The 26,173-nt window shown below is 43.8% G+C and carries 25 protein-coding genes; 16 read left to right on the forward strand and 9 right to left on the reverse strand.

The annotated features are described in order from the left end of the window. Window positions 1–381 precede the first annotated feature (381 nt). On the reverse strand, window positions 382–819 hold the full coding sequence (locus FQ608_RS07650; RefSeq protein ID WP_158857233.1) for a UPF0158 family protein: 438 nt from the start codon (window positions 817–819) through the stop codon (window positions 382–384). Between the two features lie 89 nt (window positions 820–908). Beyond that, window positions 909–1,337 (reverse strand): DUF1801 domain-containing protein, encoded by a 429-nt coding sequence (locus FQ608_RS07655; RefSeq protein WP_158857234.1) that lies wholly within the window; start codon window positions 1,335–1,337, stop codon window positions 909–911. A 468-nt stretch (window positions 1,338–1,805) separates the two neighbouring features. Here FQ608_RS07655 and FQ608_RS07660 point away from each other — a divergent pair, with 468 nt between their 5' ends. From FQ608_RS07660 to FQ608_RS07670, 3 genes are all read left to right on the forward strand, one after another. Then, window positions 1,806–2,132 (forward strand): type II toxin-antitoxin system MqsA family antitoxin, encoded by a 327-nt coding sequence (locus FQ608_RS07660; protein ID WP_262885482.1) that lies wholly within the window; start codon window positions 1,806–1,808, stop codon window positions 2,130–2,132. Between the two features lie 177 nt (window positions 2,133–2,309). Then, window positions 2,310–2,441 (forward strand): type II toxin-antitoxin system antitoxin SocA domain-containing protein, encoded by a 132-nt coding sequence (locus FQ608_RS28000; RefSeq protein ID WP_394351640.1) that lies wholly within the window; start codon window positions 2,310–2,312, stop codon window positions 2,439–2,441. 65 nt (window positions 2,442–2,506) lie between these two features. Then, window positions 2,507–2,713: a Panacea domain-containing protein gene (locus FQ608_RS07670; protein ID WP_234364117.1), complete on the forward strand. Its 207-nt coding sequence runs from the start codon at window positions 2,507–2,509 to the stop codon at window positions 2,711–2,713. A gap of 69 nt (window positions 2,714–2,782) precedes the next feature. On the opposite strand, the gene FQ608_RS07675 is transcribed toward FQ608_RS07670, so the two are convergent. Then, window positions 2,783–2,938: a hypothetical protein gene (locus FQ608_RS07675; RefSeq protein WP_158857237.1), complete on the reverse strand. Its 156-nt coding sequence runs from the start codon at window positions 2,936–2,938 to the stop codon at window positions 2,783–2,785. A 324-nt stretch (window positions 2,939–3,262) separates the two neighbouring features. On the opposite strand from FQ608_RS07675, the gene FQ608_RS07680 reads away from it, so the two are divergent. The 6 genes from FQ608_RS07680 to FQ608_RS07705 all read left to right on the forward strand — a co-directional run bounded on the left by FQ608_RS07680 (window position 3,263) and on the right by FQ608_RS07705 (window position 7,486). After that, window positions 3,263–4,042 carry a phenylalanine 4-monooxygenase gene (locus tag FQ608_RS07680; protein ID WP_158857238.1) on the forward strand — a complete coding sequence of 260 codons (780 nt, stop codon included), beginning with the start codon at window positions 3,263–3,265 and terminating at the stop codon, window positions 4,040–4,042. Window positions 4,043–4,232: 190 nt separating this feature from the next. Then, window positions 4,233–4,817: an imidazole glycerol phosphate synthase subunit HisH gene (gene hisH / locus FQ608_RS07685; RefSeq protein WP_158857239.1), complete on the forward strand. Its 585-nt coding sequence runs from the start codon at window positions 4,233–4,235 to the stop codon at window positions 4,815–4,817. Window positions 4,818–4,821: 4 nt separating this feature from the next. Next, window positions 4,822–5,541: a 1-(5-phosphoribosyl)-5-[(5-phosphoribosylamino)methylideneamino]imidazole-4-carboxamide isomerase gene (hisA, locus tag FQ608_RS07690; RefSeq protein ID WP_158857240.1), complete on the forward strand. Its 720-nt coding sequence runs from the start codon at window positions 4,822–4,824 to the stop codon at window positions 5,539–5,541. Between the two features lie 21 nt (window positions 5,542–5,562). Next, on the forward strand, window positions 5,563–6,318 hold the full coding sequence (gene hisF, locus FQ608_RS07695; protein ID WP_158857241.1) for an imidazole glycerol phosphate synthase subunit HisF: 756 nt from the start codon (window positions 5,563–5,565) through the stop codon (window positions 6,316–6,318). 35 nt (window positions 6,319–6,353) lie between these two features. Beyond that, a complete protein-coding gene (gene hisIE / locus FQ608_RS07700) occupies window positions 6,354–6,986 on the forward strand; it encodes a bifunctional phosphoribosyl-AMP cyclohydrolase/phosphoribosyl-ATP diphosphatase HisIE (RefSeq protein WP_262885483.1) in 633 nt (210 codons plus the stop codon). 17 nt (window positions 6,987–7,003) lie between these two features. Further along, window positions 7,004–7,486: a gamma-glutamylcyclotransferase family protein gene (locus tag FQ608_RS07705; protein WP_158857243.1), complete on the forward strand. Its 483-nt coding sequence runs from the start codon at window positions 7,004–7,006 to the stop codon at window positions 7,484–7,486. A 267-nt stretch (window positions 7,487–7,753) separates the two neighbouring features. Here FQ608_RS07705 and FQ608_RS07710 read toward each other — a convergent pair whose 3' ends face one another. The 3 genes from FQ608_RS07710 to FQ608_RS07720 all read right to left on the reverse strand — a co-directional run bounded on the left by FQ608_RS07710 (window position 7,754) and on the right by FQ608_RS07720 (window position 10,450). Further along, window positions 7,754–8,779 (reverse strand): alpha/beta hydrolase, encoded by a 1,026-nt coding sequence (locus tag FQ608_RS07710; protein WP_158857244.1) that lies wholly within the window; start codon window positions 8,777–8,779, stop codon window positions 7,754–7,756. 8 nt (window positions 8,780–8,787) lie between these two features. Next, the gene (proC, locus tag FQ608_RS07715) at window positions 8,788–9,588 is read right to left on the reverse strand and encodes a pyrroline-5-carboxylate reductase (RefSeq protein ID WP_158857245.1); all 801 of its coding nucleotides are present in this window, start codon (window positions 9,586–9,588) and stop codon (window positions 8,788–8,790) included. 100 nt (window positions 9,589–9,688) lie between these two features. Further along, a complete protein-coding gene (locus tag FQ608_RS07720; RefSeq protein WP_158857246.1) occupies window positions 9,689–10,450 on the reverse strand; it encodes a creatininase family protein in 762 nt (253 codons plus the stop codon). Between the two features lie 171 nt (window positions 10,451–10,621). Here FQ608_RS07720 and FQ608_RS07725 point away from each other — a divergent pair, with 171 nt between their 5' ends. Continuing rightward, on the forward strand, window positions 10,622–11,464 hold the full coding sequence (locus FQ608_RS07725; protein WP_158857247.1) for a sugar phosphate isomerase/epimerase family protein: 843 nt from the start codon (window positions 10,622–10,624) through the stop codon (window positions 11,462–11,464). An 82-nt stretch (window positions 11,465–11,546) separates the two neighbouring features. On the opposite strand, the gene FQ608_RS07730 is transcribed toward FQ608_RS07725, so the two are convergent. Both FQ608_RS07730 and FQ608_RS07735 read right to left on the reverse strand, forming a co-directional pair. Then, complete coding sequence (locus FQ608_RS07730; RefSeq protein ID WP_158857248.1) at window positions 11,547–12,971, reverse strand: tagaturonate reductase; 1,425 nt, start codon at window positions 12,969–12,971, stop codon at window positions 11,547–11,549. Window positions 12,972–13,003: 32 nt separating this feature from the next. After that, complete coding sequence (locus FQ608_RS07735; RefSeq protein ID WP_158857249.1) at window positions 13,004–14,068, reverse strand: LacI family DNA-binding transcriptional regulator; 1,065 nt, start codon at window positions 14,066–14,068, stop codon at window positions 13,004–13,006. A gap of 254 nt (window positions 14,069–14,322) precedes the next feature. Here FQ608_RS07735 and FQ608_RS07740 point away from each other — a divergent pair, with 254 nt between their 5' ends. From FQ608_RS07740 to FQ608_RS07765, 6 genes are all read left to right on the forward strand, one after another. Then, on the forward strand, window positions 14,323–15,681 hold the full coding sequence (locus FQ608_RS07740; protein ID WP_234364118.1) for a putative oxidoreductase C-terminal domain-containing protein: 1,359 nt from the start codon (window positions 14,323–14,325) through the stop codon (window positions 15,679–15,681). Window positions 15,682–15,813: 132 nt separating this feature from the next. Continuing rightward, window positions 15,814–17,076 carry a twin-arginine translocation signal domain-containing protein gene (locus tag FQ608_RS07745; protein WP_158857251.1) on the forward strand — a complete coding sequence of 421 codons (1,263 nt, stop codon included), beginning with the start codon at window positions 15,814–15,816 and terminating at the stop codon, window positions 17,074–17,076. 42 nt (window positions 17,077–17,118) lie between these two features. Continuing rightward, window positions 17,119–18,309 carry an alpha/beta hydrolase family protein gene (locus FQ608_RS07750; RefSeq protein ID WP_234364119.1) on the forward strand — a complete coding sequence of 397 codons (1,191 nt, stop codon included), beginning with the start codon at window positions 17,119–17,121 and terminating at the stop codon, window positions 18,307–18,309. 65 nt (window positions 18,310–18,374) lie between these two features. Continuing rightward, entirely contained in the window at window positions 18,375–19,259 is an 885-nt protein-coding gene (locus tag FQ608_RS07755; protein WP_158857252.1) for a sugar phosphate isomerase/epimerase family protein, read from the forward strand. Between the two features lie 58 nt (window positions 19,260–19,317). Continuing rightward, a complete protein-coding gene (locus FQ608_RS07760) occupies window positions 19,318–20,691 on the forward strand; it encodes a Gfo/Idh/MocA family protein (protein WP_158857253.1) in 1,374 nt (457 codons plus the stop codon). Window positions 20,692–20,776: 85 nt separating this feature from the next. Then, window positions 20,777–22,885, forward strand: coding sequence for an alpha/beta hydrolase family protein (locus FQ608_RS07765; protein ID WP_158857254.1), 2,109 nt, complete (start codon window positions 20,777–20,779; stop codon window positions 22,883–22,885). 1,039 nt (window positions 22,886–23,924) lie between these two features. Here the strand turns inward: FQ608_RS07765 and FQ608_RS07770 are convergent. Beyond that, window positions 23,925–26,162 (reverse strand): amino acid permease, encoded by a 2,238-nt coding sequence (locus tag FQ608_RS07770; protein ID WP_158857255.1) that lies wholly within the window; start codon window positions 26,160–26,162, stop codon window positions 23,925–23,927. Window positions 26,163–26,173: the final 11 nt, after the last annotated feature.

Genomic DNA, 26,173 nt, shown 5'->3' on the forward strand with positions numbered 1-26,173 from the left:
GCTTCATATTTGATATAATCATATTACTTTTGAAAGGATCAGGTACAGATGTAATTCCCTTAAAAAATGGATCCCATAGGCCACAAAGAAATTTATAGATCAAGTAAAAACTATGTGCGCTATGAGTCCTATGTGGTAAAATTTTATACACGAATTCTTAATGGAGCTGTTTTTTAACCACATAGTTGCATAGTTCACATAGAAATCTTAAAAAATTATTGACTTCGTCCTTTGTAGTTTTTTATCTTTAACTGCAACGGATGCTTAGTAGATTAACGGTAGGTAAAGAAATAAAAAAAAACGCTGTTTCTTTCAAGTATTTCCGTGTCCTTCGTGGCTAACCGTTTCTAATATAAATTAAACGTCGTCGATCATATCCCTTCATTTTTCACTGAGACCTTGGTTTTTTAAATCTATCTGCTCTTTCACATGCTGTATAAACCGCATTCTTTTGTAATCAAACCACTTCTGCCGATACTCCCCAGAGTTGTCGATCTCCCATTTGAAGTTTTGAAATGGTTTTCGACGGTCTAATGCATCGAATAGCTTTTGACGCAATTTTTTGTCATCAACCTCCTCCGCAAAACCAGCCATTATCCGGAAAGACTCCCGCGATTCGAAACCTTCAAACTCAAAATAATCCCTCCAATTATCCTCTATCTCTTTGATATCCTCCTCCCAAGGTTCCTCGTCACCCCCGCCAAAGCTGTCAAAATTAATAATCGTTCGGATCGCACCTGTTTTTAAGTTGTAATAGCACTTCATTCCACACTCCAGATTATCAGCGATTTCTTCAATTTCCTTTTCGCTTAATTTCATTGTATTAGAGTTTCATAGTTTCGACGTGCTTAGTGATTTATTCCCCGTATAGTAAATCCATATATTTCACTAAATTACTTGAATAACTGTTAAATCCCGAGTGTTATCAGATGTTTCACATGGTGGTAGGTCAAGGTTGCTTTTATACATTCCTTTAACTCTGACACGGGGATTTTTTGATTTAGCTGAAAAATGATGGCCCGGTTTCCCTCATACTGAAACATAGGGCCAAATACGATCCTAAAGGTTTCCACCAGGCGACTGGTACATTGGAAATACATGGCATATTGGTCGGAGGCCCGTTCTTTCCAATCCATGCGCAGGGTGCTTCCATGTTTTGTCACAAAACTGGGTTCGCCCCATTTCAAGGTAATTTCTAATTCTTCAATGCCAGCCGTTTCTTCAGCTGTCTGAATTACCAACTCTTTTAGGTATAGCATCTTATCCCGAACTGAGTCAGGATAGTTTGAAAATATTTCGTTGACTTTTGGGTCTGTTTTTAAAATAAGTTTTGACATTTGTTTCTTCAATAGTTGTCAACTTTACGTGGCGGTAAACAAGGTAAAAATTTTAATAATTAGTAATTCGTTTGTATTCAAAAATGTTTCGGAAATACAGCGGAATTCCCATTCTAAACATTATTCATTTCATATACAAATTATTCTATGTATTTGATAAATGAAAGAATTATGTTTTAAATTTGGCTTACAGGACACAATTAAGGTGATCGGTCATTCAACTTTTCCAGATTATACTTTACTTTCTAAAACCGGACAACATTACTTTTTACAATAACATTACAGGGGTGGTGGAACGTTACAGTTTGAAGCTACCCCTTGGTCTTATCGTTGGACATCCCAAGGTGATGCAGCTGTTCTGTCACAACCGTATATTCAGTGGAAGCACAAGGTGAATGATGACATTTCCTTTGTCGCCGGCTTGCACAGCCAGTATTATTCGCTTACTAATAGTTGGTCTGTTAAGGGCTGGGTGAGGATACCGGAGAACAGTTTACCACTACGGAATTAGACGAGGTGAATATGAATCAGGTGTTCAATCAATACAGGGATAAATTCAATATCCCATTTCCGGATGAAATTCGTAGAATTCGCAAAAAATATGGATTATCGGCAAAAAGGATGTCGGAGATACTGGGATTTGGAGTAAACAGTTATAGGAATTACGAAGCGGGTGAAATGCCAAGTATTGCCAATGCCAAATTAATTCAAATGGTTGACGACCCATCTTATTTTTTGGATATGGTTGAATTATGCGGCACGTTGGATAATGAGGTGAAACCAAAATTTATATAAAAAGCACAATTTCTAGTCGAAGAAAGAAAGAGGAATATTTTTCTTTTGAACCTTAAAGATTATTTATTGGGTGACCCCTTAGCAGATATTTATTCAGGATACAGAAATCCCAATTTGGAAAAATTAGCCGAAATGGTAGTGTATTTCTCTGAACAAATGGCGCCATTCAAAGCCAAAATGAACAAATTGTTATTCTATGCCGATTTTTTAATGTTCAAACGAAGCTGTTTTTCCATTAGTGGCGTTAGATACAAGGCTATTGATATGGGGCCTGTTCCCTTTAATTTTCAAGTATTTTTGAATATTTAGCCAACAATGATATAATAGATATCTACACTACCGAGTTTCCGCAAGGGTATACAGGGGAAAACTTCATGGCAATCAAAAGTAGGCCATTTAGTTCCGACTTATTTTCAGTTAATGAATTGGAAGTTTTGGAAAAAATAGCAACCTTTTTTAAGACTATTGGCACAAATGAAATTAATGAGATGAGTCACCTCAAAGAAGCCTGGAAGAAAAATGAAAAAGAAAAAAGAGTAATAAGGTATGAATATGTGTTTGAATTAAAGTTAGAAGATTAATGGAATTTTATAATGTATGTTTACTCTCAGTGCGCATTTATAAACTTTAAAGACCTGTCCTACAAAACATTAGTCCGTATCAAGTAGCCAGTGAAAAAGGTTTAAATGCCTCAATCCGTTTCTGTCTTGTATGAAAAAATCCGTCGTAAGCAAATATTTGGGATAGTTGTCGTTGATTTTTTCCAATGCCCCAAACTCACGTTCGATGGTATTTTCGCTTGTCATTTGCAATGGCTTGGAATAGAGCTTGAAAAAATATTTCGGACATTAACCCTTACAAAGCTAATCTACAATATTCCACCACAACCCCAAAAAACCAGCTTGAATCTCCCATTAAATTGCTCAATATGCATCAGGTTTATCCTCCTTACACCGCATAAGACCACTTCTGAACTTCGAGTATGAGGCTCTGTAGATGACATAGATACTCCCAACTTTAGTCCACGTTATTTTCCCCATCCAAATAACACTTCCCCGTCTCCTACGTTCAAATACCTAAGCCTCTGCAATTCCAGCGGCGCAAAAACCAAACCATACCCCAAGCCTACCATGATCAAACCAACCCCCGATACCCTGCTTACCGATCCCCGCCTGCCGCAGCTTACCCAACACCCAGACCAGTATACAGAAGAAGACCTTCAGGTGTGGAAGCTGCTTTTTGAACGCCAATATAAGTACCTACCTAAGGCTGCATCGAAGGTGTATTTGGAAGGATTGGAGGCCATTGGGTTTACCGCTGACCAAATACCGGATTTTGCCGATGTCGACCGTAGACTAGGCATGATGACCGGATGGTCGGTTCAGGTAGTCTATGGTCTTATTGATGACGATCTTTTCTTTGGTTTGCTAAACCATCGGCGTTTCCCCGCCTCTACATGGCTCCGTAAGATGGAGGCGCTTGACTATTTGCAGGAACCGGACATGTTCCATGATGCCTTTGCCCACCTTCCCCTGTTGACAAATGCTGCCTATACGGGTTATATGGAGGACTTAGCAGGTATTGCGCTCCGATATATGGACAATCCGCTAGCAATTGATTTGCTGTCACGGATCTATTGGTTTACTGTGGAATTTGGGCTGATCCGAGAGGATGGCGAACTGCGGGTGTACGGTGCTGGAATTATCAGTTCGGCAGGCGAAACCAAATTCAGCCTCTCCGACGAACCCAAGCACTTGGACTATGATGTCAGCCTGATCCTAAACACGCCCTATTGGAAAAACAAGTTTCAGGACAGGTACTTTATCATAGACAGCTTTGAGCAACTGTATGACTCTATCCCGGAGATCAGTCGGCAGTTGGAGGTTGAGTTGGAGAGAGACGAATTGTAAATTACGAATTACGAATTACGTATTATGAATCGTAATTCGTAATTCGTAATTCGTAATCATAACCAAACAATCATCCCCCGTGAAAGTAAATTAAATTCCAATTTCCTCGGTCAACGGGCGAAAAACAGTAAATTAGCGGCCTGAATGGGAGAAGGCGTGGCAAAATCCGGCTTTTCCGACATACTAAACCATGAATGTAGCCGTAATCAAATACAACGCCGGCAATGTGCAGTCGGTACTTTATGCACTGGAAAGGCTGGGGGCAAATGCCTCGCTGACAGACGACTGGGAGACTATAAAGAATGCCGATAGGGTCATCTTTCCCGGACAGGGAGAAGCAAGCACTGCTATGAGTTACCTTAAGGCCCGGAAACTGGATCAGTTGATTCAAGAATTGAAGCAACCCTTTTTGGGCATTTGCCTTGGTCTGCAGCTTCTCTGCGATCATTCCGAAGAAAATGATACTCCCTGCTTGGGTATCTTTCCCGTGCAGGTAAAGAAGTTTCCTCCCTACGACAAGGTACCCCATATAGGGTGGAACAACCTGGAAAACCTAAAATCACCGCTTTTGGAAGGCTTGGACGAAACGGCTTATGCCTATTATGTGCATAGCTTTTATGCGGAGATTCATCCCGATTACACCATTGCTACAGCGCATTATATGCTGGATTTCAGTGCCCTGCTGCATAGAGACAACTACTACGCTATGCAGGCCCATCCTGAAAAGAGTAGCACGGCCGGGGAAAAAATATTGACCAACTTTCTGAATATATAACGCCATGGAAATTATTCCCGCCATAGACATTATCGGTGGAGCTTGTGTGCGTCTTACACAGGGCGACTACACACAGAAAAAATCCTATTCGGAGGACCCGGTCTCCGTTGCTAAGTCCTTTGAGGATGCAGGGATACGACGACTACACTTGGTGGATCTGGACGGCGCCAAGCAAAAGCAAATTGTGAACGGGGAGGTGCTTAAGCGTATCGCTACGGAAACCAACCTCTGGGTGGATTTTGGTGGCGGTATACAATCGGACGAATCCTTGGAGTTGGCTTTTTCTCTAGGTGCCAAGCAGGTAACCGGAGGAAGCATCGCCATAAAAAATCCCGTTTTATTTGACCGCTGGCTGCAAACCCACGGCGGCGAGAGGATTATTTTGGGTGCGGATGCCAAAGACCGGATGATTGCGATTTCGGGTTGGGCGGAAACTACTGAAAAGGAAGTAATTGCTTTTATTGAAGCTTATCGGACGCAAGGTGCCCGCTATGTGATCTGTACCGATGTGGCCAAAGACGGACTTCTGCAGGGGCCCTCTCTGGACCTATATCGGGAAATTATGCAGGAGGTTCCCGAAATTCAGCTGATCGCCAGTGGGGGTGTTTCCTCCATGGCTGATTTAGATGCATTGGAAAATCTGGGCGTATTCGGGACCATTGTGGGGAAGGCCTTTTATGAAGGTCGCGTGAGCTTGGCCGATTTGGCGAGTTTTGTTAAATAGACTGTTAATAGCCAAGAATATATGCTGACAAAAAGAATTATTCCCTGCCTGGACATTAAAGATGGACGCACCGTAAAAGGAGTGAACTTTCTGGAACTCCGGGATGCCGGGGATCCGGTGGAGTTGGGCAGAATTTATGCACAGGAGGGAGCGGATGAGCTGGTGTTTCTGGATATCACCGCAACAGTTGAAAAGCGCAAAACATTAGTGGAATTGGTAACCAAAATTGCCAAAACGATTAATATTCCTTTTACAGTTGGTGGTGGAATCTCAACCGTAGACGACGTAAAAGCCCTGCTAAATGCCGGTGCCGATAAGATCAGTATCAACTCTTCCGCAGTGAAAAATCCTTCGATCGTCAATGAGATGGCAAGGGAGTTTGGCAGTCAATGCATTGTGGTGGCTATAGATACCAAAGATGTGGACGGAGTTGATCTCGTGCATACACACGGAGGCCGCAGACCGACCACCCTCGTTACTCAGCGTTGGGCACAGGAAGTATGTGACCGGGGTGCGGGGGAAATCCTGCTAACCTCCATGGACCATGACGGCGTTAAGTCGGGCTTTGCAAACGGCATCACTTCCGAGTTGTCTTCCATGCTTTCCATACCAATTATCGCTTCCGGCGGTGCGGGAACTATGGCGCATTTCAAAGATGTATTTACGGTGGGAAAAGCGGATGCTGCCTTGGCAGCTAGTATTTTCCACTTTAAGGAAATTCCCATTCCCGATCTTAAAAAGTATTTGCATGGGGAAGGGGTAGCGGTTCGGCTATAAGCCCTGGCAACTACCTTATCGGCTTGTAATAAGCCATTACTAATCAAAATAAACAAAAAATGCCACGAAGAGAACTGAATATAGATTTTGACAAGGTAGACGGGCTGGTTCCCGCCATTATTCAGGATGCCGCTACCAAGCAGGTTCTGATGCTCGGCTATATGAATCAGGAAGCACTGGCACACTCCCAAGCCACCGGAAAGGTGACCTTTTTTAGCCGGACAAAACAACGACTCTGGACTAAAGGAGAAACCTCGGGCAATTTTATGCTGATTTCCGATATGCAGTTGGATTGTGACGGGGACACCCTGCTTATCTATGTAAATCCGGTGGGTCCAGTTTGCCATACAGGCGATGACACCTGCTTTGCGGATACCAACCATTCCAAAACCCACTTTATCGACCGCCTGCGGCAGGTGATCAAAGACAGGAAAAACAACCCTTCGGACACCTCTTACACAGCATCCCTTTTTGCCAAAGGCATCAACAAGGTGGCGCAAAAAGTAGGGGAGGAGGCAGTGGAGATCGTAATCGAAGCAAAGGACGACAATAAGGAACTCTTTATGGGAGAAGCTGCCGATTTGCTTTACCATTACTTGGTCTTACTCGAAGCCAAGGGCTATGAATTGGACGAAGTTATGCAGGTGCTGATTGACCGGCACAAGTAATTAGTTTTCGTTTTTCCATGGAATTCCTATTTGTTTATGGCACCCTTCTCACTGATGTAAAGCATCCTAAGGGAGAAATGCTAAGAGCCTTAGCAAGCTTTATAGGAAAAGGCCAGATACCCGGAACTCTATATGATTTAGGAGAATACCCCGCTTTGGTAGCGTGTAATGAGACTAGTTCTTCGGTTCTGGGAGAAGTATATGACTTAAGCAGTTGTCCAAATCTTTGGGCCGAACTGGATGAATACGAAGGAATCAATGACTCCGATACTCCCGAATATACCCGGGAAAAAGTATTAGTCACAACAGCAGATGCTACCCTAACTTGCTGGACCTATATCTACCAAGGTATTGTCCAAAATCTTGTACCGATTGAGGGCGGGGATTATTTAAGCTATTTTAAAGAAAGGGAGGACCACAGAGGAGACGGAGAGACTAAGGGACTCAGAGAACATAGAGATCACGGAGAAGGCAAAGATGATATAGAGAAAAGTTTATAGAAACTTTTTGTTCATCAAGAACCTCTGTATTCTTTCGGGATACGGATTTTTGCAATTGATTTCCGTTAAAAGAATCAGCTTTACCTAAGTTCTATTTTTTTTTACATTGAATTGGATAAAATGCTGATTTTGAGGGTAATGGTTCCTATTTTATTACCGTAAATGTTTCTATGTAGCCACAATAGAAACTGAAAATAATTTCCTGTACTTCAGGATCCTCCGTTCCCTTAATGGGGTTAATTTTTAAACTTTGCGGTCTCCCCGAAACTAATTTCCCGCCAACTCAGGTACAACAGGAGTGAGGTTTACAACTTGTTCCAGAAATTCTATACTTCCAGCCAGGACCTCCTCCCAACTTTTGGAAGTAATACTGGATGCGATAACATGATCCCCGCTCTCAGGAAATGCCGTTTTTCGTTTTAAATGATCTGGAGTATTCACCTGATCGTACATTTCCAACATCGCAGGTACGGACACCACCTTATCTTGGTTTTCTTCATCTTTGTAATAATAGCCCATATAAAGCGGCTGTTCCACTGCTCGGAACGTAGTCGGATTCATTTTGCTTCTTAGCAGTATGGCCAGGCTGGAATAGGCATTAATATGGTACGCATCCGCCCAATACTTTGCTTTATCGCCTTCTCGGGCCACTTCCTGCACTCCCTTATCGTTAGTCATCACAGCCTTCATCAGCTGCTTTGTCCATGGTTGGAAAAAGGGGTCCAATTGATTTCCATATTCCTTTATGCAGGGGGAAAATAAAACTAAGGCTTTTATCTCAGGTCGTTCGGAAGCCAAGATCAGGGATAAGGCACCGCCCATGGATGTCCCGATAACAATAACTGAGTCGCCCAAACTCTGGGCGATTTTATAAGCTTCCCTAGCTCCTTCAACCAGCCTTTCCGGAGTTAGATTTTCAAAGGCATTCTCCCTTTTTATTCCGTGTTCAGGCAAACGGGTCAGGAATAGATTGGCACCAAAATGCGCGGCAATCTCACGGTGAACGGGATCTCCTTCCATCTGACTGGCTCCAAACCCGTGAACGTAGAGAAAACTATAGGGGGTTTTCTGCGGGTTGGAAGGATTTGCCCAAATGATTTTAGCCTCATTGTTGGCCTTGAGACCCTGGACCGTATCCTCGTTGCTCTTGATATATCTCTCCAACTCGGAGATATCTCGAGGTACTTCGGGATAGGATCCATTCAGGTCTCTAATTGAATCCTTGGGTCCAAACATGTAAACGATCGCCAATACAATCGCTATGCCGAGAAGCCAGATGAGTAATTTTTTCATGGAAGAAATTATTTTGCGATATTGTTGTAGGAAGCCAGCATTCCACGGACCATTGCGGCGCTAAATCCGTGATGCTCCATTTCGTTCAATCCGACAATGGTGCTCCCCTTGGGTGTGGTCACTTTGTCGATAGCTGCCTCAGGATGCAATCCCTTTTTGATAATCAATTCCGATGCTCCTTTTACTGTCTGGGTTACGATTTTGTTCGCCGTTTTGGCATCGAAACCTATCTGGATTCCACCCTGAGTCATTGCCCGCATAAAGCGGAAGACAAAGGCAATTCCGCAGGCACCCAACACGGTGGCAGCTTCCATAAGATGTTCTTCGATCAATATATTGACTCCGATACTTTCGAAAACATCCCGGACTAAAATTTCAGTTTCTTCCGAAAAGTCTTTCCCACAAATACAGGTAATGGATTCCTTTATGTCTGCCGCAATGTTAGGCATCACCCGGAAGATTGCCGTCCCCGGTTCTAAAATCTGCTGCATTTGTGCAATGGTAACGCCCGCCGCGAGCGAAACGATCACTTGCTTGTCTGTGCGGAGGACAGGCTTGATATCGTTTAACACCACCTCCACATTATAAGGCTTGACGCCCAATATAACAAGGTCAGCGTCTTTGGCAGCTTCGGCATTGTCCCCCAAAACGGTTATACCCTGTGATTGCAGGTAAAAGAGGCTTTCCGGATGTCTTTTTGTAACGGTCAATTGCTCTCCCTTATAGGCAGATCCGCCCAATAGGCCGTTGACAATGGATAAGCCCAGGTTGCCACAGCCTATGATGGCGATTTTATAATTTTCCTTCATTATTTTTTAAATTCTACTTTCGGGTCCAAAAGTATCACTTATTGGATGTAAAAACTATATAGAGTATTTGTTTACTTAGTAAAATATCCCTTTGATTTAATTACTCGTATCGATCCTTTATGTCCAATGCGGCAATTTCCTGCATCAATTTGGCAAGCTTTTGACTGACGTCCTTCAGGAATTTCTCACCCTTTTCGGCACATGAAAGCTTAGGATCTCCGATACCTGTATCCTCAGAGACCATTGACCAGCGTCGCTCCGCCCAGGCCCAACCTTCACGGATTCCCGTTACCTTGGATCTTTTTTCAGCCCCATCTCCCGCTTCTTCCAATGGAAGCACTAGGTCGGGGTGGAGAAATTGGATGATGCTTGTTTCCATCTCGTCGGCATGGTCTCCAGCCTTTTCAAAATATTGGGATTTATCCATGGATTGAAACCAATTGCAAGTACTAAAAAACATGTCCGGATATTGTAGACCAATTTCCCTTAGCATCGTTTTGAAATCATTCCCCCCGTGGCTGTTCAAAATCAGTAATTTGGAAATCCCCTGCCGGTCAAGTACTGCTACGATGTCCTTAAGGATAGCAAGCTGGGTACTGGGATTAAGGTTGATATCCAGATAAATGTCTGACTGCCCTGTATTGACACCAAAGGGGATGGTAGGAAGGATCATCACTTTTGCCCCTGCCTCCCAGGCAATCTTACCGGATGCGTGGGCTATGGCGTCGGCTTCGAAAACGTCCGTTCCATAGGGTAAATGATAATTGTGGGCCTCTGTGGCGCCCCAAGGCAAAACTACCAAATCAACGGGGCTGTCTTTGAGTGCTTTCCAGTTCGTTTCTGCTAATATATATGGTCTCATAGAAATAAATAACGTTAATTTAAAAAGCCAATCTTCTCTGTTGGTGTAAATAAAACATAATTTTTTATCAAAAACCACCTTACTTTTCAGAGAAGCATTTATCTTGCAACGAAGTGAATGCGATGTCCGTCTTATCGCAGGTGTCAATATAATAAACTTATAACTAAAACAATGGCAGTATTTAATACCCGAAGAAGTTTCGTGAAAAAAGGAGTGATGGGCGTGTTGGCGGGATCCGTAATGGGTTCCTCGCAATCAATTGCCGCTCCGGTAGCTAAAAGGAAAGACCCTTTTGATCTGGGGTTTGCGGGATATACCTTCGTTCATTTCAATCTGGAGGAAAGTCTGGATATGATCAGTAAACTTGAGGTGAATTACCTTTGCATCAAGGATTTCCACCTGCCCTTAGATAGTACACCAGACCAAATCAAAGCGTTTCACAGTAGGTTGGCAGAATCCAATGTAAAAGGATATGCCGTAGGACCTATCTATTGTAGGACACGGCCGGATATGGACAAGGCTTTCGAATATGCAAAAAAAGTCGGTGTAGACCTTATTGTGGGTATCCCCCTCCATGAGGATCTTAACTATTTAGACCAAAAAGTAAAAGAGTACGATATTCGTTTTGCCATTCACAACCATGGGCCAGAAGACAAATTGTACCCCAATGCCACTGTCACCGTAGGTTTAATCAAAGACCTGGACGCCCGCATTGGACTTTGTTTTGACATGGGGCACAATATGCGCGACGGTCACGACCCGATTGCCGACCTGAGGAAATATAAGGACAGGATTTTTGACATTCACTTGAAAAATGTTACAGCCGCTGCCGCGGAAGGTAAAACCTGCGAACTGGGTAGGGGAGTGATTGACATTCCCGCCTTTGTGGACATGTTGCGAAAAGTGAAATACCCCGGTAAAGTAAGTTTGGAATATGAAAAAGACATGAAAACTCCGTTACAGGGGATTTCAGAATCGGTAGGATATTACAGAGGGGTTACCGACGCCAGGTAATAACAAACTGAAAAGAATAAAAACTAGAAAACATGCCCTCCTTCAATCCAATCTGGTTGGATAAATAGGAGGGCATTTTTTTTTAGGCCTGAACTGTTTTTTCTTGATCCAACAGCTCAATAACTTCCTGAATTACCCGATCGGAAAATCCAGGGTATTGATTCAAGTCCTGACCCCACAAGCTGGTGTTGGCTAATATAGAAGGGACTACCTCATACGGATCACCAACTTTCCACGTCTCATTAAAAAACGCCATAACACCAGGAGTGTCATTTACGGGAATGTCCAATCCTTTATAGTGGCCTCTATAGAATACTAAGAGTGCCGCTAGGGATTTTAAAAGCAGCATCGGTAATTTATCCTCCTTTTTAATATATTCCAAGATTGAGGGAAGGACCCGTACCTGAAACTTTGAGATGGAATTGAGCGCAATAGCACTTAGTTGATGTTTTACGAAGGGGTTCCTGAAGCGGTCCATGACAGCTTCCGCAAACTTTTCAAGCTCTTCTTTGGGAAGGTCAATGGAAGGAATGATTTCGTTCCAAAGAGCTGATTGGAGATATTCGCTTACCTCGGGATCGTTCATGGCATCCCCCACAAAGCGCAGCCCTTTAAGGTAGGCCACTGGAACAAGGGTGGTATGAGCGCCGTTCAAAATCCTTACTTTTCGGGTTCTGTATGGTTGTAAATCATCCACTACAATTACATCCAATCCCAAACGTGATGCGGGGAATAGTTTTTTCAATGACTCCGGACCTTCAATCGCCCAAAAAAGAAAGGGTTCTGCCACGACCATCAGATCATCTTTGTAACCCAGTTTTTCCTGAATGGCTTCCGCTTCATCACTTGGGAAACCCGGGACAATGCGGTCCACCAAGGTATTATAAAATTTAACCTCAGCTTCCAACCAAGAGTTAAAAGCCGCGGGCAGCTGCCAAAGTTTTGCATACGCCAACACAGCTTCTTTCAACTTCTTACCATTTTGCTCGATCAATTCGCAAGGGAGGACGTGAATGGTTTTGAATGATTTGTCCTTGATAAATTCATATCGCTTAAATAATAGTGCGGTAAGTTTTCCCGGGAATGAATTTGGAGTTTGGGTATAGTCTGTATCAGTGGAATCAACAAAAATCCCCGCTTCCGTGGTATTGGAAATGATCCATTCAAGTTCTGGCAATTCAGCCAATTTCAGAAAAGCATCATATTCCATATAGGGATTTAGGGTGTCGGCTATGCAGGAGATCAGGCGGGATTCATCGACCGTTTGACCGTTTTGAAACCCCCTGGTTAGTAGGGTGTAAAGTCCTTCCTGCTCTATCAGGGATGTGGCAGGTTTTTTCCCGTGCACCTGTACAAGCTGAACAGATCCTAAAAACCCGGTTTTTTCGTTCATCAGATCAAAGATCCAATCCGCAAAGCCTCTCAAAAAATTGCCTGTGCCGAACTGAATGACTTTTACCGGGTGTTTTTCACCAATTTCTGCTGATTTTCTATTTAAGGATTTCATCTGAATTATTAATATAAGAGTTGATGGATAATTCAATTGGCTGTTTCCGAAGAAATGGCCGCGGTGTTAATGCCCAACCGTTGGGAGGAGCCTCTAAATACAGGTTTGGCCCTTAGGACAATTTTTTGGGTTTCGGTGATACGTCCCTCCTTGTCAAGAAGATCAAAAAACAACTTGGCAACAGCCTGACCCATGGCAATACTTACCTGATCTACCGTGGTGAGACCAGGGTCGGTAAATGCTGTAAATGGCTCATTGCCAAACCCGGCCAAGCCGACGTCTCCGGGAATGTTATATCCGTGTTTCTTGAGCTCTTGCAGGGCACCCACGATAGAATAATCACTGGCAGAAAATATGGCATCAAAGGGTATTCCTTTTTCTATTAGGTGACGGGCACTTTGGCGGCCATCTTCGAGCTGCAAGTTACTTTCTACGACGAGTGCAGGATCCACCGACATTCCGTAACTTTCCAATGCATCTTTATATCCTCTAAAGCGCTCCTTAAATATATTGATGTTCATTGGACTATTGAAGTGGGCAATTCGGTTATACCCCTGTTCGATTAGGTGTTCCGTGACTTGATAGGCTGCTAGATAATCATCGATGACCACTTGGCATACTGGAATATTATTGGCCACCCGGTCGAAGAAAACCAGGGGAATCCCTTTTTGGATTACTGATTTGAAATGATCCAATTTTTGAGTCCCTTTTCCTAAAGAAACGACGATTCCGTCTACCCGTGCATCCAACAAGGCATGGATGGTCTGAACCTCACGCTCATAATTGTCATGGGATTGCGTAATAATTACTTTATAACCCAGTTTGTTCGCTGTTTCTTCAATACCCCTTACCACAGAGGAGAAAAAATCCCTGTTTACCGTTGGTACAATAATTCCGATCAATCTACTCTTGCCATTTCTAAGCGCCACAGCGATAGAATTGGGTTTGTAGTTGATTTCTTTAGCTACTTTGAGCACCAGTTCTTTTGTTTTTGCACTGATTCTAGGGTGATTATTCAACGCCCTGGATACCGTAGACGCTGTTATACCCAATTGTTGGGCGATATCGTGTATGGTAGTTTTCTCTTTTTTGCTCATTTTTTTGAATATTAGGAATTAATTCCATAAAATGCAATCGATTGCGCACAAATCTGTTTTATTCTATGCATACTTTCTTTATATTTAATCCCAAGAATTAGAAGGCTGTGTTTATTTCCTATAGCAATGTAGGCGGAAGAAGGCTGACAATCAGACAATATCATATTATAATCAACCAATTAAAAGAAAATCCCCTTATGAAGGTTAAAAACCCGGTTTTATCAAGCTTATGTTTATCCACCTTACTTTTGGCTATGTCCTGTTCCAGTGAAACATCCGTAGAGTCAGCCGACTCTTCCAAACTTAGCGGAGCTCCAAATGAAATCAAATTGGTTACGCTTGACCCAGGGCATTTTCATGCCCATTTGGTTAAGAAATCAATCTATCCCCAAGTAGATCCGACTGTACACGTCTACGCTCCAAGTGGTCCTGACCTACAGGCCTATCTGACCGCTATCGAATCCTATAATACCCGGACGGATGACCCCACCAATTGGGAAATGGAAGTATATACCGGAAATGATTTTTTGCAGAAAATGGTGTCTGAGAAAAAGGGCAATGTCATGGTCACTGCAGGAAATAACCGAAATAAAACCAAAAATATCTTGTCAGCAGTAGAGGCCGGTTTTCATGTGCTGGCAGACAAACCTATGGCTATCGATACAGATGGATTTGAGGTTTTAAAGGAAGCATTTGATGTTGCGGAAAAAAACGACGTGCTGCTTTTTGATATTATGACCGAAAGGTTTGAGATAAGCACCATTCTTCAGAAGGAATTTTCCCTGATCCCGGAAATATTCGGCACACTTGAAAACGGAACATTGGAAAATCCTGCCGTGACCAAAGAAAGCGTTCACCACTTTTTCAAAACAGTTTCGGGCAAACCTCTTCAGCGGCCAGGATGGTTCTACGACGTGGCTCAGCAGGGCGAAGGAATTGTGGACGTAACCACCCACCTGGTGGATTTGGTGCAGTGGGAATGCTTTCCCGAAAAAATCATCGATTACAATACGGATATCGAGATGGTAACCGCTACACGTTGGCCAACAGAACTCAGCTTGGAAGAATTTACCCGATCTACCGGTTTGACGGAGTTTCCGGACTACCTTACTCCTTATATTAAAGGTGATGTATTGGAAGTTTATGGAAACGGAGAAATCAACTACAAAATCAATGGAGTGCATGCAAAGGTATCCGTTATCTGGAATTATGTGGCTCCGGAAGGTTCTGCGGATACCCATTATTCCATTATGCGGGGTACGACCTCCAACTTGGTGATCCGACAGGACAAAAAGGAAAATTACAAACCGGAATTGTATATTGAGCCTGTAAAAGGAACTGATTTGGCTTCATTCGAGGAAACGCTAATGCAAAAAGTGTCTGCGTTAGGAAGCAAGTTTCAGGGGCTGGGTGTAGTAAAAGTAGATGGAGAAAATTCCTGGAGAATTGAGATTCCGCAGGCTTTTAGAACCAGTCACGAAGACCATTTCCGTGAAGTAACTGAAAAATACATTGAACACCTGACAGCAGGAAAGTTGCCTGATTGGGAAGTTCCGAATATGATTACAAAATACTACGTCACCACCAAAGGCCTTGAAATGGCGACTAAATAGAAAGCGAAAACTATGGATGGTTGTCCGATAATTTTGCAAACGCAGCTAGTCGTCCTTCATAGATCTAATTGTCACTCGTAACGAAATAGCTTTGAATAAGACCCAAACAATATAACCCGGAAGTTTTCAGCCATGAAAAACACACGTAGAGATTTCATTAAAGTATCCGCCTTAGCCGGATTGGGCCTTGCTGGAGGAGGAGAATGGGTACTTGGATCCGGAAATAAGCCTTTTGCCACCCCACCGCGGAATTCCGTGGAACCAAATTTAATTGGCAGTTATGGCCCCTGGGCTAATAGCCTACAGGGTGATGAGCTCCCCAAGATGTCCTTCCGTAAGGAGGAATTTACAGATCTTGAAAGCTGGAGGAAGGAGGCTTTGGAAACAATCAATGACCGCTTGGGCATTCCAGATCTGGGTAGAACACCCGAGGTGACTGTTCACAAGTCCTATGTCTACGATGGCTTGCAGATCGAAGAGATCAGTTGGCAACTCCCCTACGGAAATCCTACAAAAGGATTGGTAATGAAACCGGTAGGGGCAACTGGAAAACTTCCGGGTATTTTGGCCTTCCACTGCCACGGTGGAAACAAATACTTCGGACTACGCAAAATCACAAAAACTAGCGACAATCCCCACGAAATGATGGTTGCTCACCAAGACCATTATTATGAAGGAAAAGCATGGGCCAACGAGGCCGCTAAACGTGGGTATGTGGTGCTGATTGCGGACGCTTTTACCTTTGCCAGTCGAAGGGTTTTGATGGCTGATATCCCTGAACGGCAGCGTCGAGGGCTGACGGACGAAAATCCCGAGGATCAGGAGAACATCAACGCTTATAATCAATGGGCTTCCGATCACGAGCATATAATGGCCAAGTCCCTTTTTTGTGGAGGCACTACGTGGCCGGGGGTGTTCTTTGCCGAGGATAGGGTGGCGTTAGACATCCTGTGTGGCCGTAATGACGTGAACGATCAAAAAATCGGATGTGGGGGATTATCCGGAGGCGGGATGCGGACCGTAATGACAGGCGGCTTGGATCCAAGGATTTCCTGCGCAGTATGCGTCGGATTTATGAGTACATGGACCGACTTTCTCCTACACAAATCCTTCACCCATACATGGATGGCATATATTCCCATTCTACCCCAAGAACTGGATTTCCCTGAAATTCTTGGGCTTCGGGTTCCCTTGCCCACTCTCATACTAAATGATAGCGATGATGGCTTGTACACCCTGTCTGAGATGGAGAGGGCTGACAAAATCCTTCAAGAGGTTTTCGCAAAGGCAGGTGCTTCGGATAAGTACAGATGTTCTTATTATCCTGGTCCACATAAATTTGACCATGCCATGCAGCAGGAAGCATTTGACTGGTTTGACAAATGGTTAAAATAACGATAAGAAAATATCCAAATGAGAACTTTAAATACCCAAACAATGACTTATAAATTTCCCGCATTATCGATTTTCCCGCTGCTTGTTTGTCTTTGGTTATTTCTCCCAACTATTGGAAATAGCCAGGGAAATAACGATATGCTTTGTGTAGGAGCCCACTGGACAGAGGCTGAGGGTGCCGATTTTTTGGCTTCCATGAAAAAAGCCTATACGACCAAAAAGGAATGGGAGGCCCGTGCATCCGCAATCCGCAAGCAAGTGCTGAAAGGGACCGGTTTGGAAAAATTCCCTAAGAAGAATGCATTGAATCCCATTTTTGGTGAAGTCAGGGAGTTTGACGGGTATCAGGTTCAGAATGTGGCCTTTGAAAGTTTACCCGGCGTTTTTGTAACCGGAAGTTTATATTCGCCAAAAGGGGAACTAAAAAACCTTCCGGGTATCATTTCGCCCCATGGCCATTGGACGCAGGAAGGAGATGTTGGCCGTTACCGCGCTGATGCCCAGAAAAGGTTTGCCAGCATGGCAAGGATGGGTGCCATGGTATGGGCGTATGATGCGGTAGGATACGCAGAAATGGAAGAAATCGGTTGGGAGCACAAGCATTCGGAAGCATTGAAGCAGCAGTTATGGAACAGCATCCGCGGCGTTGATTTTTTGTTGGAAATGGGTGTTAACCCGGACAAAATTGCCGTTACCGGGGCTTCTGGTGGAGCGACCCAATCTTTTCTCCTAACGGCTGTAGATGATAGAATTGCAGTTTCCGTTCCGGTTGTGATGGTGTCTGCCCATTTCTTTGGAGGATGTGTCTGTGAAAGTGGCATGCCCATACACAAAGCAAAAAACTACCAAACCAACAATGTGGAAATTGCAGCGCTTTCTGCGCCCAAACCCATGCTTTTGGTTTCGGTAGGAGGTGATTGGACAAAAAACACCCCAAAAGTAGAATATCCACATCTCCAACATATTTATGGGCTGATGGGTGAAAAAAACATGGTCGAGAACGTCCATATACCCGAAGACCAACACGGATATGATGAGAAAAAGCGCCAGGCTGTCTATCCCTTTCTGGCCAAACACCTTGGCTTGGACCTAAGTAAGGCATTGCATGCCGACGGATCCCTCAATGAATCAGCCGTTACTCTGGAAGATCAACGGGATCTATACGTCTTTTCCGATAAAAATCCATTTCCATCCCATGGCGTCAAAAATAACAGTGGGGTTAAATGGAAATAAGCGTTAATAATAATCGAATACCTCAAATTTCAGTAATCAATTAACAATATTTTAAAACTCAAGAAATGAACAACCAATTAACCCGAAGGGATTTTGTAAAGAAAACCCTGGCAACCAGCCTTGCTGTTGGCACACTGGGAGGCTTATCCCTGCCGCAATTGTTTGCCCAGAATTCAGGAATGAAACTGGGCTTGGTGACTTATCAGTGGGGAAAGGACTGGAACCTTGCTGAGCTTATTGCCAACTGTGAAAAAACCGGCTATATGGGCGTTGAACTGCGTACGGAACATGCTCACGGCGTAGAAAGCAACCTTTCAAAAAAGGAACGAAGGGAAGTGAAGAAGCGGTTTGCGGACAGTCCTGTCACTTGTGTGGGATATGGAAGTAATTACGAGTATCATAGTCCTGACCCAGCTGTCTTAAAAAAACACATCGACGGTACTAAAGAATATGTCAAACTATGCAAAGACATCGGAGCTACTGGGTTAAAGGTAAAGCCCAATACTATTCCTGAGGGGGTTTCCCAAGAAAAGACAGTGGCACAGATTGCCGCGTCTTTCAATGAAGTGGGAAAATTCGCCCAGGACCATGGTCAACTTATCCGGGTAGAGGTGCACGGTAGAATCACGCAGGAATTGCCGGTGATGAAAGCGATCTTTGACCAAGTGACGGAGAAAAATGTAGTTATATGTTGGAACAGTAATGATACGGATCTCAAGGCACCTGGTCTGGAGGCCAATTTCAATATGGTTAAACAATGGCTGGGGGACACTTCCCATTGCCGCGCTTTTAGCGAGACCGACTATCCATTTCAGGAGCTTTTCGGATTACTAAAGGGAGCCAATTATAATGGTTGGATTTTGTTGGAAGCACACAGTAATCCGGATGACAAAATTGCCGCCATGGCAAGAGAGAAAAAGTTGTTTGAAGAAATGATAAGCCGGGTTTAATCCTTAGAACGGCGACAAATCAAAAGTAAAAATTATCAACAGTAACCAAATAGCAGTAATGACAGAAAGAAGGGATTTTATTAAGAAAAGTTTGTTGGGAGGAGCAGGGATAGCCGTGGCCGGTATGTCTATGAGTGCCAAATCTTATGGAAAAATTATCGGTGCCAATGATCGGATGCACCTATCCGTAATCGGTATCCGAGGCCAGGGAACTAACCACATCAACCAATTTTGCAAACTAAAAGACAGTAGAAATGTCGTCATCAAAACCTTGTGTGACGCAGACGAAAATACTTGGTCGGAAAAAGTAAAACTTGTCCAGGATCAAACGGGCGATAAGCCGGGAACGGCCTATGATATGCGCAAAGTGTTTGAAGATCCCGAAATTGACGCGGTTTCCTTCGCCACACCAAACCACTGGCATGCACTGGGTGCCATCTGGGCTGCGCAGGCGGGCAAAAATGTATTTGTAGAAAAACCTGCCAGCCATAACATCTATGAAGGCAGGAAAATGATCGAAGCGGCCAGAAAATACAACGTGATTATGCAGGTTGGTTTTCAAAACCGCTCCATTGCCAACGTTATGGAGGCAATGAAATTCCTCCATGAAGGCGGAATAGGTGAAGTCTATATGGCGAGAGGTCTTTGTTACAAGCCTAGAAATTCCTTCGGAATTGTCAAGGACAGTATGCCTCCGGCGGGTCTTCACTATGACCTGTGGCTCGGACCAGCTCCGTATAGAGCCTATAATGAGAAGCGCGGCCATTACAACTGGCACTGGCACTGGGATACTGGCAACGGAGACACCGGCAACCAGGGACCGCATCAGTTTGATGTAGCCCGTTGGGGATTGAATAAGAATGAGCATCCGGTGAGTGTATATTCCACCGGAGGCATCTATGGCATGACACCTTCAGAATGTTCCCAGGAGACACCCAATACCCAGACCTCCGTCTTCAAATACAATGATGGAAAGGTATTAGAATTCGAAACAAGAGGACGGTATACAAACGGTGAATCCAGCTTGGGGATACAGATAGGAAATATGTTTTACGGTACAGACGGGTATATGGAAGTGGATGGCAGTACCTGGAAAGCATTCCGCAAGAGTGAAAAGGAACCGTTCGCCCAATCTACCAAGGAAAAGGCACCTGCTTCAAGCGGATCAAATGTTCTTGCCGCTCCAGGTGGTGCTGAGCATTATGCCAACTTCCTCGATGCCATCCGCAAGAGTGACCGCTATGCGCTAAACTGTGATATCCGAGAGGGATTTTATTCTTCTGCATTGCCAGCTATGGCCAACATTTCTTACCGATTGGGAAGAAGCCTCAATTTCATGGGCGAATACGAAAAATTTGCCAATGACTCGGAAGCAGATACCATGCTTAGCCGTCCAAGCCGACCGCCATACGTGGTGCCGGATCAAGTTTAACTTACGTGTAATTTATAAAGCCTTATCCTTCCATCTTGAAGGATAAGGCTTTTTTTAAGAAAACACATTACCCATCCAATAACCCATGAAAAATTCCGTATTAGTCTGGATATTTTTAGTTGCTTTTCCGTTAGTACTTCAAGCCCAAGAGGACCTCAATGTGATTCAACCCCAGTGGGTGAATTTCACAGACGGCCAGAACGCACTGTATAAACACCTTACCAAACAGGCTTTTACACTCTTGGACAAGAGGGAGCAAGAGATAAAGGAAATCACCACCTTGGAAGGTTGGAAAGAACGGCAGGCTTGGACAGAAAAAACGTTGATGGAAGTAGTTGGGCCTTTTCCGGAAAAGACACCTCTTAATCCTACAATTACCCGTACAATTCAAAAAGAGGGATACAGCTTGGAGCATGTGGTCTTCGAATCGCAGCCCAGTTTTTTTGTTACGGCTACCTTATTTATTCCAGAGGGAAGCAGCGGGAAAAAGCCTGCAATTATCTATTGCAGTGGCCATACCCTCGAGGGGTACCGCTCGGCTACTTACCAGCATGTTATTCTGAATTTGGTAAAGAAGGGATTTATTGTACTTGCATTTGACCCGGTAGGTCAGGGGGAAAGGCTGGAATATTTCAATCCCCAAACCAATGAACCAACTATCGGAGGGCCTACAAAACAGCATTCCTATCCGGGAGCCCAGGCGTTTATCGCCGGAAGTTCCCAAGCGCGATACATGATTTGGGACGGTATACGGGCAGTTGATTATTTACTTACCCGTCCCGAAGTCGATCCCAAACGCATCGGTATTACCGGTAGATCCGGTGGCGGAACCCAATCTTCTTATATTGCGGCTTTTGATGATCGCATCTATGCAGCTGCTCCGGAGAATTATATTACTACATTCAAGCGATTGTGGTTGACGCATGGTCCCCAGGATGCAGAGCAGAATTTTTACAGGGGAATATCTGCCGGACTGGACCAACCTGATCTTATGATGGTTCGTGCACCTAAGCCGGGTATGATGATTATAACGACCCGGGACATTTTTAATATTGAAGGGGCTAGGGAGGCAGCTGCCCAGATTCAGCGCCCCTATGAAAGCTATGGATCTACAGAAAATTTTGAAGTTTCGGAAGACGATGCCGCCCATGCATCCACTCCGAAAAACCGGGAGGCGATGTATGCCTTTTTCCAAAAACACCTGAATCTTTCGGGCTCGTCGAAGGACGAAATCGTCGACTCCCTTTCCAAAGAAGAACTACAGGTAACCCCGACTGGGCAAGTTTTGACTTCCTATAAGGGAAAGCGGGTATTTGATATGAACCAAAGATATTTGAATCCTATCAACAATACCCCTTCTAAACAAATAGAGGCTTCAAACGCTCTTTCAGGGTATATAGTGCCTGAAGGGGATGTAGAATCCATGATGACTGGTCGGTTTCAGCGTGATGGCTATGTGGTGGAGAAATACCTGATAAAAGGGGAGGGGGACTACTGGATTCCCTACTTGCTGATGAAGCCCAATACCCCTACGCAGAGCGCTATAATCTATTTAAATCCAGAAGGGAAAGGAACCGATGCCCTAGTAGGAGGTGATATGGAATCCTTGGTTAGATCCGGCACCATGGTGTTGGCTCCGGACTTGTTGAATACCGGGGAGATGGGTAGAGGTGGGTTTACGGGAGACTCCAGTTTTGAGGGGAATTCGTATAATATTTGGTTTGGAAGTATCCTTATCGGACGCAGCGTCGTAGGCATACAAGCAGGTGATACTAACCGATTGGTAAATTACCTTCAATCAAAGCAGGGAGCCAAATCCATTAAAGGCGTGGCCAAGGGGAACATGGGATCAGTTTTGTTGCATGCTGCGGCCTTTAACCCGGCCATTTCCAGTGTGGCCTTGATAGATCCTCTGATGTCGTTTGAAGAAATTGTTAGAAATCCCCAGTATGATCCCGCCGCCATTGAATACACGGTGGCAGGGGCATTATCCGAATACGACTTGCCGGGTTTGGTAGAGGCATTGTCAGACCGCAATCCGTTGCTACTTCAGACTCAGGAAACATCCACTTCGGAAACATCCCTATTGCAGGAGCAATTGAGAAACACATCAACTAAGTCTGGAGTTCCTACTCAGTCTGTTAGAACAAAAGAAGAGTTGAGGGAGGTATTGGGGAGGTGGGTTAGGGAATAATGATATTGATGGATACTGGATATTTGTGGATATTGGGTGTTGAAATATAGCCCACAGCTGAAATATTGTGGAAATATTGTAGAAATATGGCCTACGGCCGAAATAGAGGGAATTGATATTAGTTGATATTTGATATTGATGGATATTAGGGGGATTGAAATATGGTTGATATATAGTAGAAATATGGCCTAGCGGCCGAAATATAGGGAGAATGATATTAGTGGATAATAGATACCTGTTGATATTATCATTAAGAAATAGATAAAAACGAATGGCAGCTGTTACGGGAGGAAGGGCTGGGGTCTTGCGAAGTGAAGACTTCTGTCAAAACCCCAATCTATTGATCTTTGCCTTCTTGATCTTGAAATGAAACGCTGATTTGGCGGATAGAGCGGATATTTTCTGCCATAAATTATAGGTTTTGGTTGAAAGGGCGAAATATTATAGCGAGGGGTAAAGTGCAGCCCCTGGTTAAGTAGAAATATTTCAGTTTTGTTTTGGCTGCGGTGATGGATGAAGAAGCGATTCCTTTCCCGTCAAAACCCGAATCTGTCAAGCTTCTGCGTCAAAATTGTCAATGCCTTAGAATATGAAGATTTCTTATAGAGCTTAACTCCTTAATTCTTTTCCTTATTTCTAATTGAAGTTTCACATAGAGAAAAAGTCGCTTTAGCCATTTTTTTTCATTGACGATAGCGGGAGTGAATTTTTCCTTCAGCTCATATTTTATTGTCGACTTTAAAACTGAACTCGTTGGTGCTCTCCCAACTTGCCCTTCCCCCTTCCATCAGGCTATTTTGCGCTGTTATTTTCATTTTATGTGGCCAGTTTGGTTTACATAACATCTTGATAATGTTGCGAATATTCGATGTGGTTGAGAGTTAAATTTAGATAGAAAAATTAACTTTAGCAATGGATGAGATTTCAGGGAGGCACGAAAATATCTCCCAAATTCTACGCTTCGCTCCGATTTCAATTGTATTTCTTCAATATTTCATTTTTAAATTCATAACTCATAATTAATCACTCATCACCAGCTTTAATCATTCCTAAACACATCCTGCTGCAAAAGCACTTCACCAAAAGAGATATCTTTAGCGGCGAGCACAAGTATGGTGGTAGGTAATTTGTGAATCCACGACTGCAATTTTTTATAATATTCCACAAAATTTTCATCCGGCTTAGCCATCCCCATAAAGATCAAATCAGCATTGGACGAGGAATCATAAATAACCTCATCAATCCTCCTGCCATTTGATACTATTACTTCCAATGTTGCGCCAGTCCTCAATTTTTGGATCAGTACGGATAAATTCCTTTTGGCATCACTTGCCGCTTTTTCACTCGGAACCATCATTTTCACAGTTACCTCCGCCCCATACCATGAACGGCTTGTGGATAGCAAATAGGATAAAATCAGCAAAAGGCCACTATTTGCTTTCAGCCCGCCCCACCACAGATCAATTTTTTTTCGGTCACCAAAACCCCTGTTTTTGTCATCTTTTATGATGACGACATTTCTGTCAAGCATATGGAATTGTGAAATCATCTCACAATAATTCTCCATATGATCTTGGTTTTCGGTATCCCCCAGGATAATTGTATTGGGAATCAAAGAACCAAAACCATAGGATTTGACGAAATCCACAGACCCAGTAAAGGGATCCGATGCGGAAATTACTCTTGCAAAACCCTGAGTCTGCCTTTTTGATAAAAACTCCTCGATATTGTCTTCCATTTTTCTAAGCCTATCAGTAGCAAGATGGTCACTAATAAGGACTGTTGCCACAGTTAATATTCCTCGCTGATGTATGATCGAGTTGGCAAAATCAATAAGATGCCAGCGGCTGGTAGGTGCTCCAGAAAGGACCAGTGGATTGGGTCTCCAAGTCTTGGTAGCCTTCTTCCGGTTTAGGTTTAATAATCCGGTACGGATCATGGCCATATAAATTCCTCTTCTGACATCCCCCCATGCAGTCTGTAGTTCCCGGCTTTGTAACCATAGGAAGATCATTATTACGAATACAAATGCCATCCCGGTCGCCAAGGCATTGATCAGAAACATGACTGCTATACAACCTATGGCTCCCAAAAGGGAAAATATCCAGTGAACTTTAAACAAGGGTCGAAAGGAAGGACTGTCCAAGAACTTCTCTATCCCTGCGGCAGCATTTAGAACCCCGTATGTCGTAAGAAAAAACATGGTTAATATGGGTGCTATGACATTTAAATTGCCTAGATAAACAGCAATTAGTGCTATGCCTAATGTAAAAAGAGTACCCAGCCGTGGTGAATCATCATCTCCGGACCCTTTACCCAGCCAGTCTAGCCAAGGTGGTAATATTCTATCGCGTACCAAAGCCTGAAGTACCCGAGGTGCACCAAGAATACTCCCAACAGCACTGGAAAGCGTAGCCCCCCAAACCCCTATCAAAATGGCATCGCCCCAATAAGACATCTTGCGCATGACCATCGGGTCTTCAATCAGTGTCATTGCATCCGCTCGGTTAGCCAAAAGAATTGGCAACACCATATAAATAATATAACCAACTCCCACTGCTGCGAAGGTTCCCTTTGGAATGGATTTGGAAGGATTTTTAAGATCCCCGGACATATTTATACCTGCCATAATTCCGGTAACCGCCGGGAAAAACACGGCAAAAACGACCCAGAAGCCTTCAGAATGACGGTCTGCCGCTCCCCACATTTCAACGCTGGTTTCCTCTATCGGACTACCAAAAATAAATGACAACAGAGAAAGACCTATGCCAAACATGATGAAAAATTGGGCTTTAATGGCAACTTTCGCCGATACAATAGCCAAAGCGGCGATTGCTATAGTTGTCACTATACCTACCAATTTGAATTCCAAGGCGGGAAAAACGCTGACTACACTTTCGGCAAATCCAACGGTATAAAGCGCAACTGAAAGTGCCTGGGCGATAAAAAGAGGAATTCCAATCGCACCGCCTGCCTCCACGCCAAGCGACCTGCTTACCATATAATAGGCCCCCCCGGTTCTGACCCGCTGATCTGTGGCGATGGCGGCTACCGATAAAGCCGTCAAAAAGGTAATGGAAGAGGCAATGGTTACAATAAGTAGCGTGCCAATAAGACCCACATTGCCCACCACCCATCCAAACCGGAGGTACATGATTACCCCTAAAATTGTCAGAATAGAAGGAGTAAATACTCCCCCAAAGGTGCCCAAGCCAGTTTTTACTGACGGAATTACCTGCTCGCTATTATGATCATTTCTTCGAAATGGATTTTTCATAAAAAAAGTTG

It is taken from the genome of Lunatibacter salilacus (assembly GCF_009797935.1).
Lineage (GTDB): Bacteria > Bacteroidota > Bacteroidia > Cytophagales > Cyclobacteriaceae > Lunatibacter > Lunatibacter salilacus.

What these genes read in the sequence shown, in the direction of transcription:
- FQ608_RS07735 (WP_158857249.1), bottom strand. Translation starts at nt 14,068, where the DNA reads ATGAGCAAAAAAGAGAAAACTACCATACACGATATCGCCCAACAATTG.
- FQ608_RS07765 (WP_158857254.1), top strand. Translation starts at nt 20,777, where the DNA reads ATGAAAAATTCCGTATTAGTCTGGATATTTTTAGTTGCTTTTCCGTTA.
- FQ608_RS28000 (WP_394351640.1), top strand. Translation starts at nt 2,310, where the DNA reads ATGAACAAATTGTTATTCTATGCCGATTTTTTAATGTTCAAACGAAGC.
- FQ608_RS07705 (WP_158857243.1), top strand. Translation starts at nt 7,004, where the DNA reads ATGGAATTCCTATTTGTTTATGGCACCCTTCTCACTGATGTAAAGCAT.
- FQ608_RS07675 (WP_158857237.1), bottom strand. Translation starts at nt 2,938, where the DNA reads ATGACAAGCGAAAATACCATCGAACGTGAGTTTGGGGCATTGGAAAAA.
- FQ608_RS07730 (WP_158857248.1), bottom strand. Translation starts at nt 12,971, where the DNA reads ATGAAATCCTTAAATAGAAAATCAGCAGAAATTGGTGAAAAACACCCG.
- FQ608_RS07650 (WP_158857233.1), bottom strand. Translation starts at nt 819, where the DNA reads ATGAAATTAAGCGAAAAGGAAATTGAAGAAATCGCTGATAATCTGGAG.
- hisH (WP_158857239.1), top strand. Translation starts at nt 4,233, where the DNA reads ATGAATGTAGCCGTAATCAAATACAACGCCGGCAATGTGCAGTCGGTA.
- FQ608_RS07770 (WP_158857255.1), bottom strand. Translation starts at nt 26,162, where the DNA reads ATGAAAAATCCATTTCGAAGAAATGATCATAATAGCGAGCAGGTAATT.
- FQ608_RS07745 (WP_158857251.1), top strand. Translation starts at nt 15,814, where the DNA reads ATGAAAAACACACGTAGAGATTTCATTAAAGTATCCGCCTTAGCCGGA.
- FQ608_RS07670 (WP_234364117.1), top strand. Translation starts at nt 2,507, where the DNA reads ATGGCAATCAAAAGTAGGCCATTTAGTTCCGACTTATTTTCAGTTAAT.
- FQ608_RS07755 (WP_158857252.1), top strand. Translation starts at nt 18,375, where the DNA reads ATGAACAACCAATTAACCCGAAGGGATTTTGTAAAGAAAACCCTGGCA.
- FQ608_RS07725 (WP_158857247.1), top strand. Translation starts at nt 10,622, where the DNA reads ATGGCAGTATTTAATACCCGAAGAAGTTTCGTGAAAAAAGGAGTGATG.
- hisA (WP_158857240.1), top strand. Translation starts at nt 4,822, where the DNA reads ATGGAAATTATTCCCGCCATAGACATTATCGGTGGAGCTTGTGTGCGT.
- FQ608_RS07740 (WP_234364118.1), top strand. Translation starts at nt 14,323, where the DNA reads ATGTCCTGTTCCAGTGAAACATCCGTAGAGTCAGCCGACTCTTCCAAA.
- FQ608_RS07760 (WP_158857253.1), top strand. Translation starts at nt 19,318, where the DNA reads ATGACAGAAAGAAGGGATTTTATTAAGAAAAGTTTGTTGGGAGGAGCA.
- proC (WP_158857245.1), bottom strand. Translation starts at nt 9,588, where the DNA reads ATGAAGGAAAATTATAAAATCGCCATCATAGGCTGTGGCAACCTGGGC.
- FQ608_RS07680 (WP_158857238.1), top strand. Translation starts at nt 3,263, where the DNA reads ATGATCAAACCAACCCCCGATACCCTGCTTACCGATCCCCGCCTGCCG.
- FQ608_RS07720 (WP_158857246.1), bottom strand. Translation starts at nt 10,450, where the DNA reads ATGAGACCATATATATTAGCAGAAACGAACTGGAAAGCACTCAAAGAC.
- FQ608_RS07710 (WP_158857244.1), bottom strand. Translation starts at nt 8,779, where the DNA reads ATGAAAAAATTACTCATCTGGCTTCTCGGCATAGCGATTGTATTGGCG.
- FQ608_RS07750 (WP_234364119.1), top strand. Translation starts at nt 17,119, where the DNA reads ATGACTTATAAATTTCCCGCATTATCGATTTTCCCGCTGCTTGTTTGT.
- hisF (WP_158857241.1), top strand. Translation starts at nt 5,563, where the DNA reads ATGCTGACAAAAAGAATTATTCCCTGCCTGGACATTAAAGATGGACGC.
- FQ608_RS07655 (WP_158857234.1), bottom strand. Translation starts at nt 1,337, where the DNA reads ATGTCAAAACTTATTTTAAAAACAGACCCAAAAGTCAACGAAATATTT.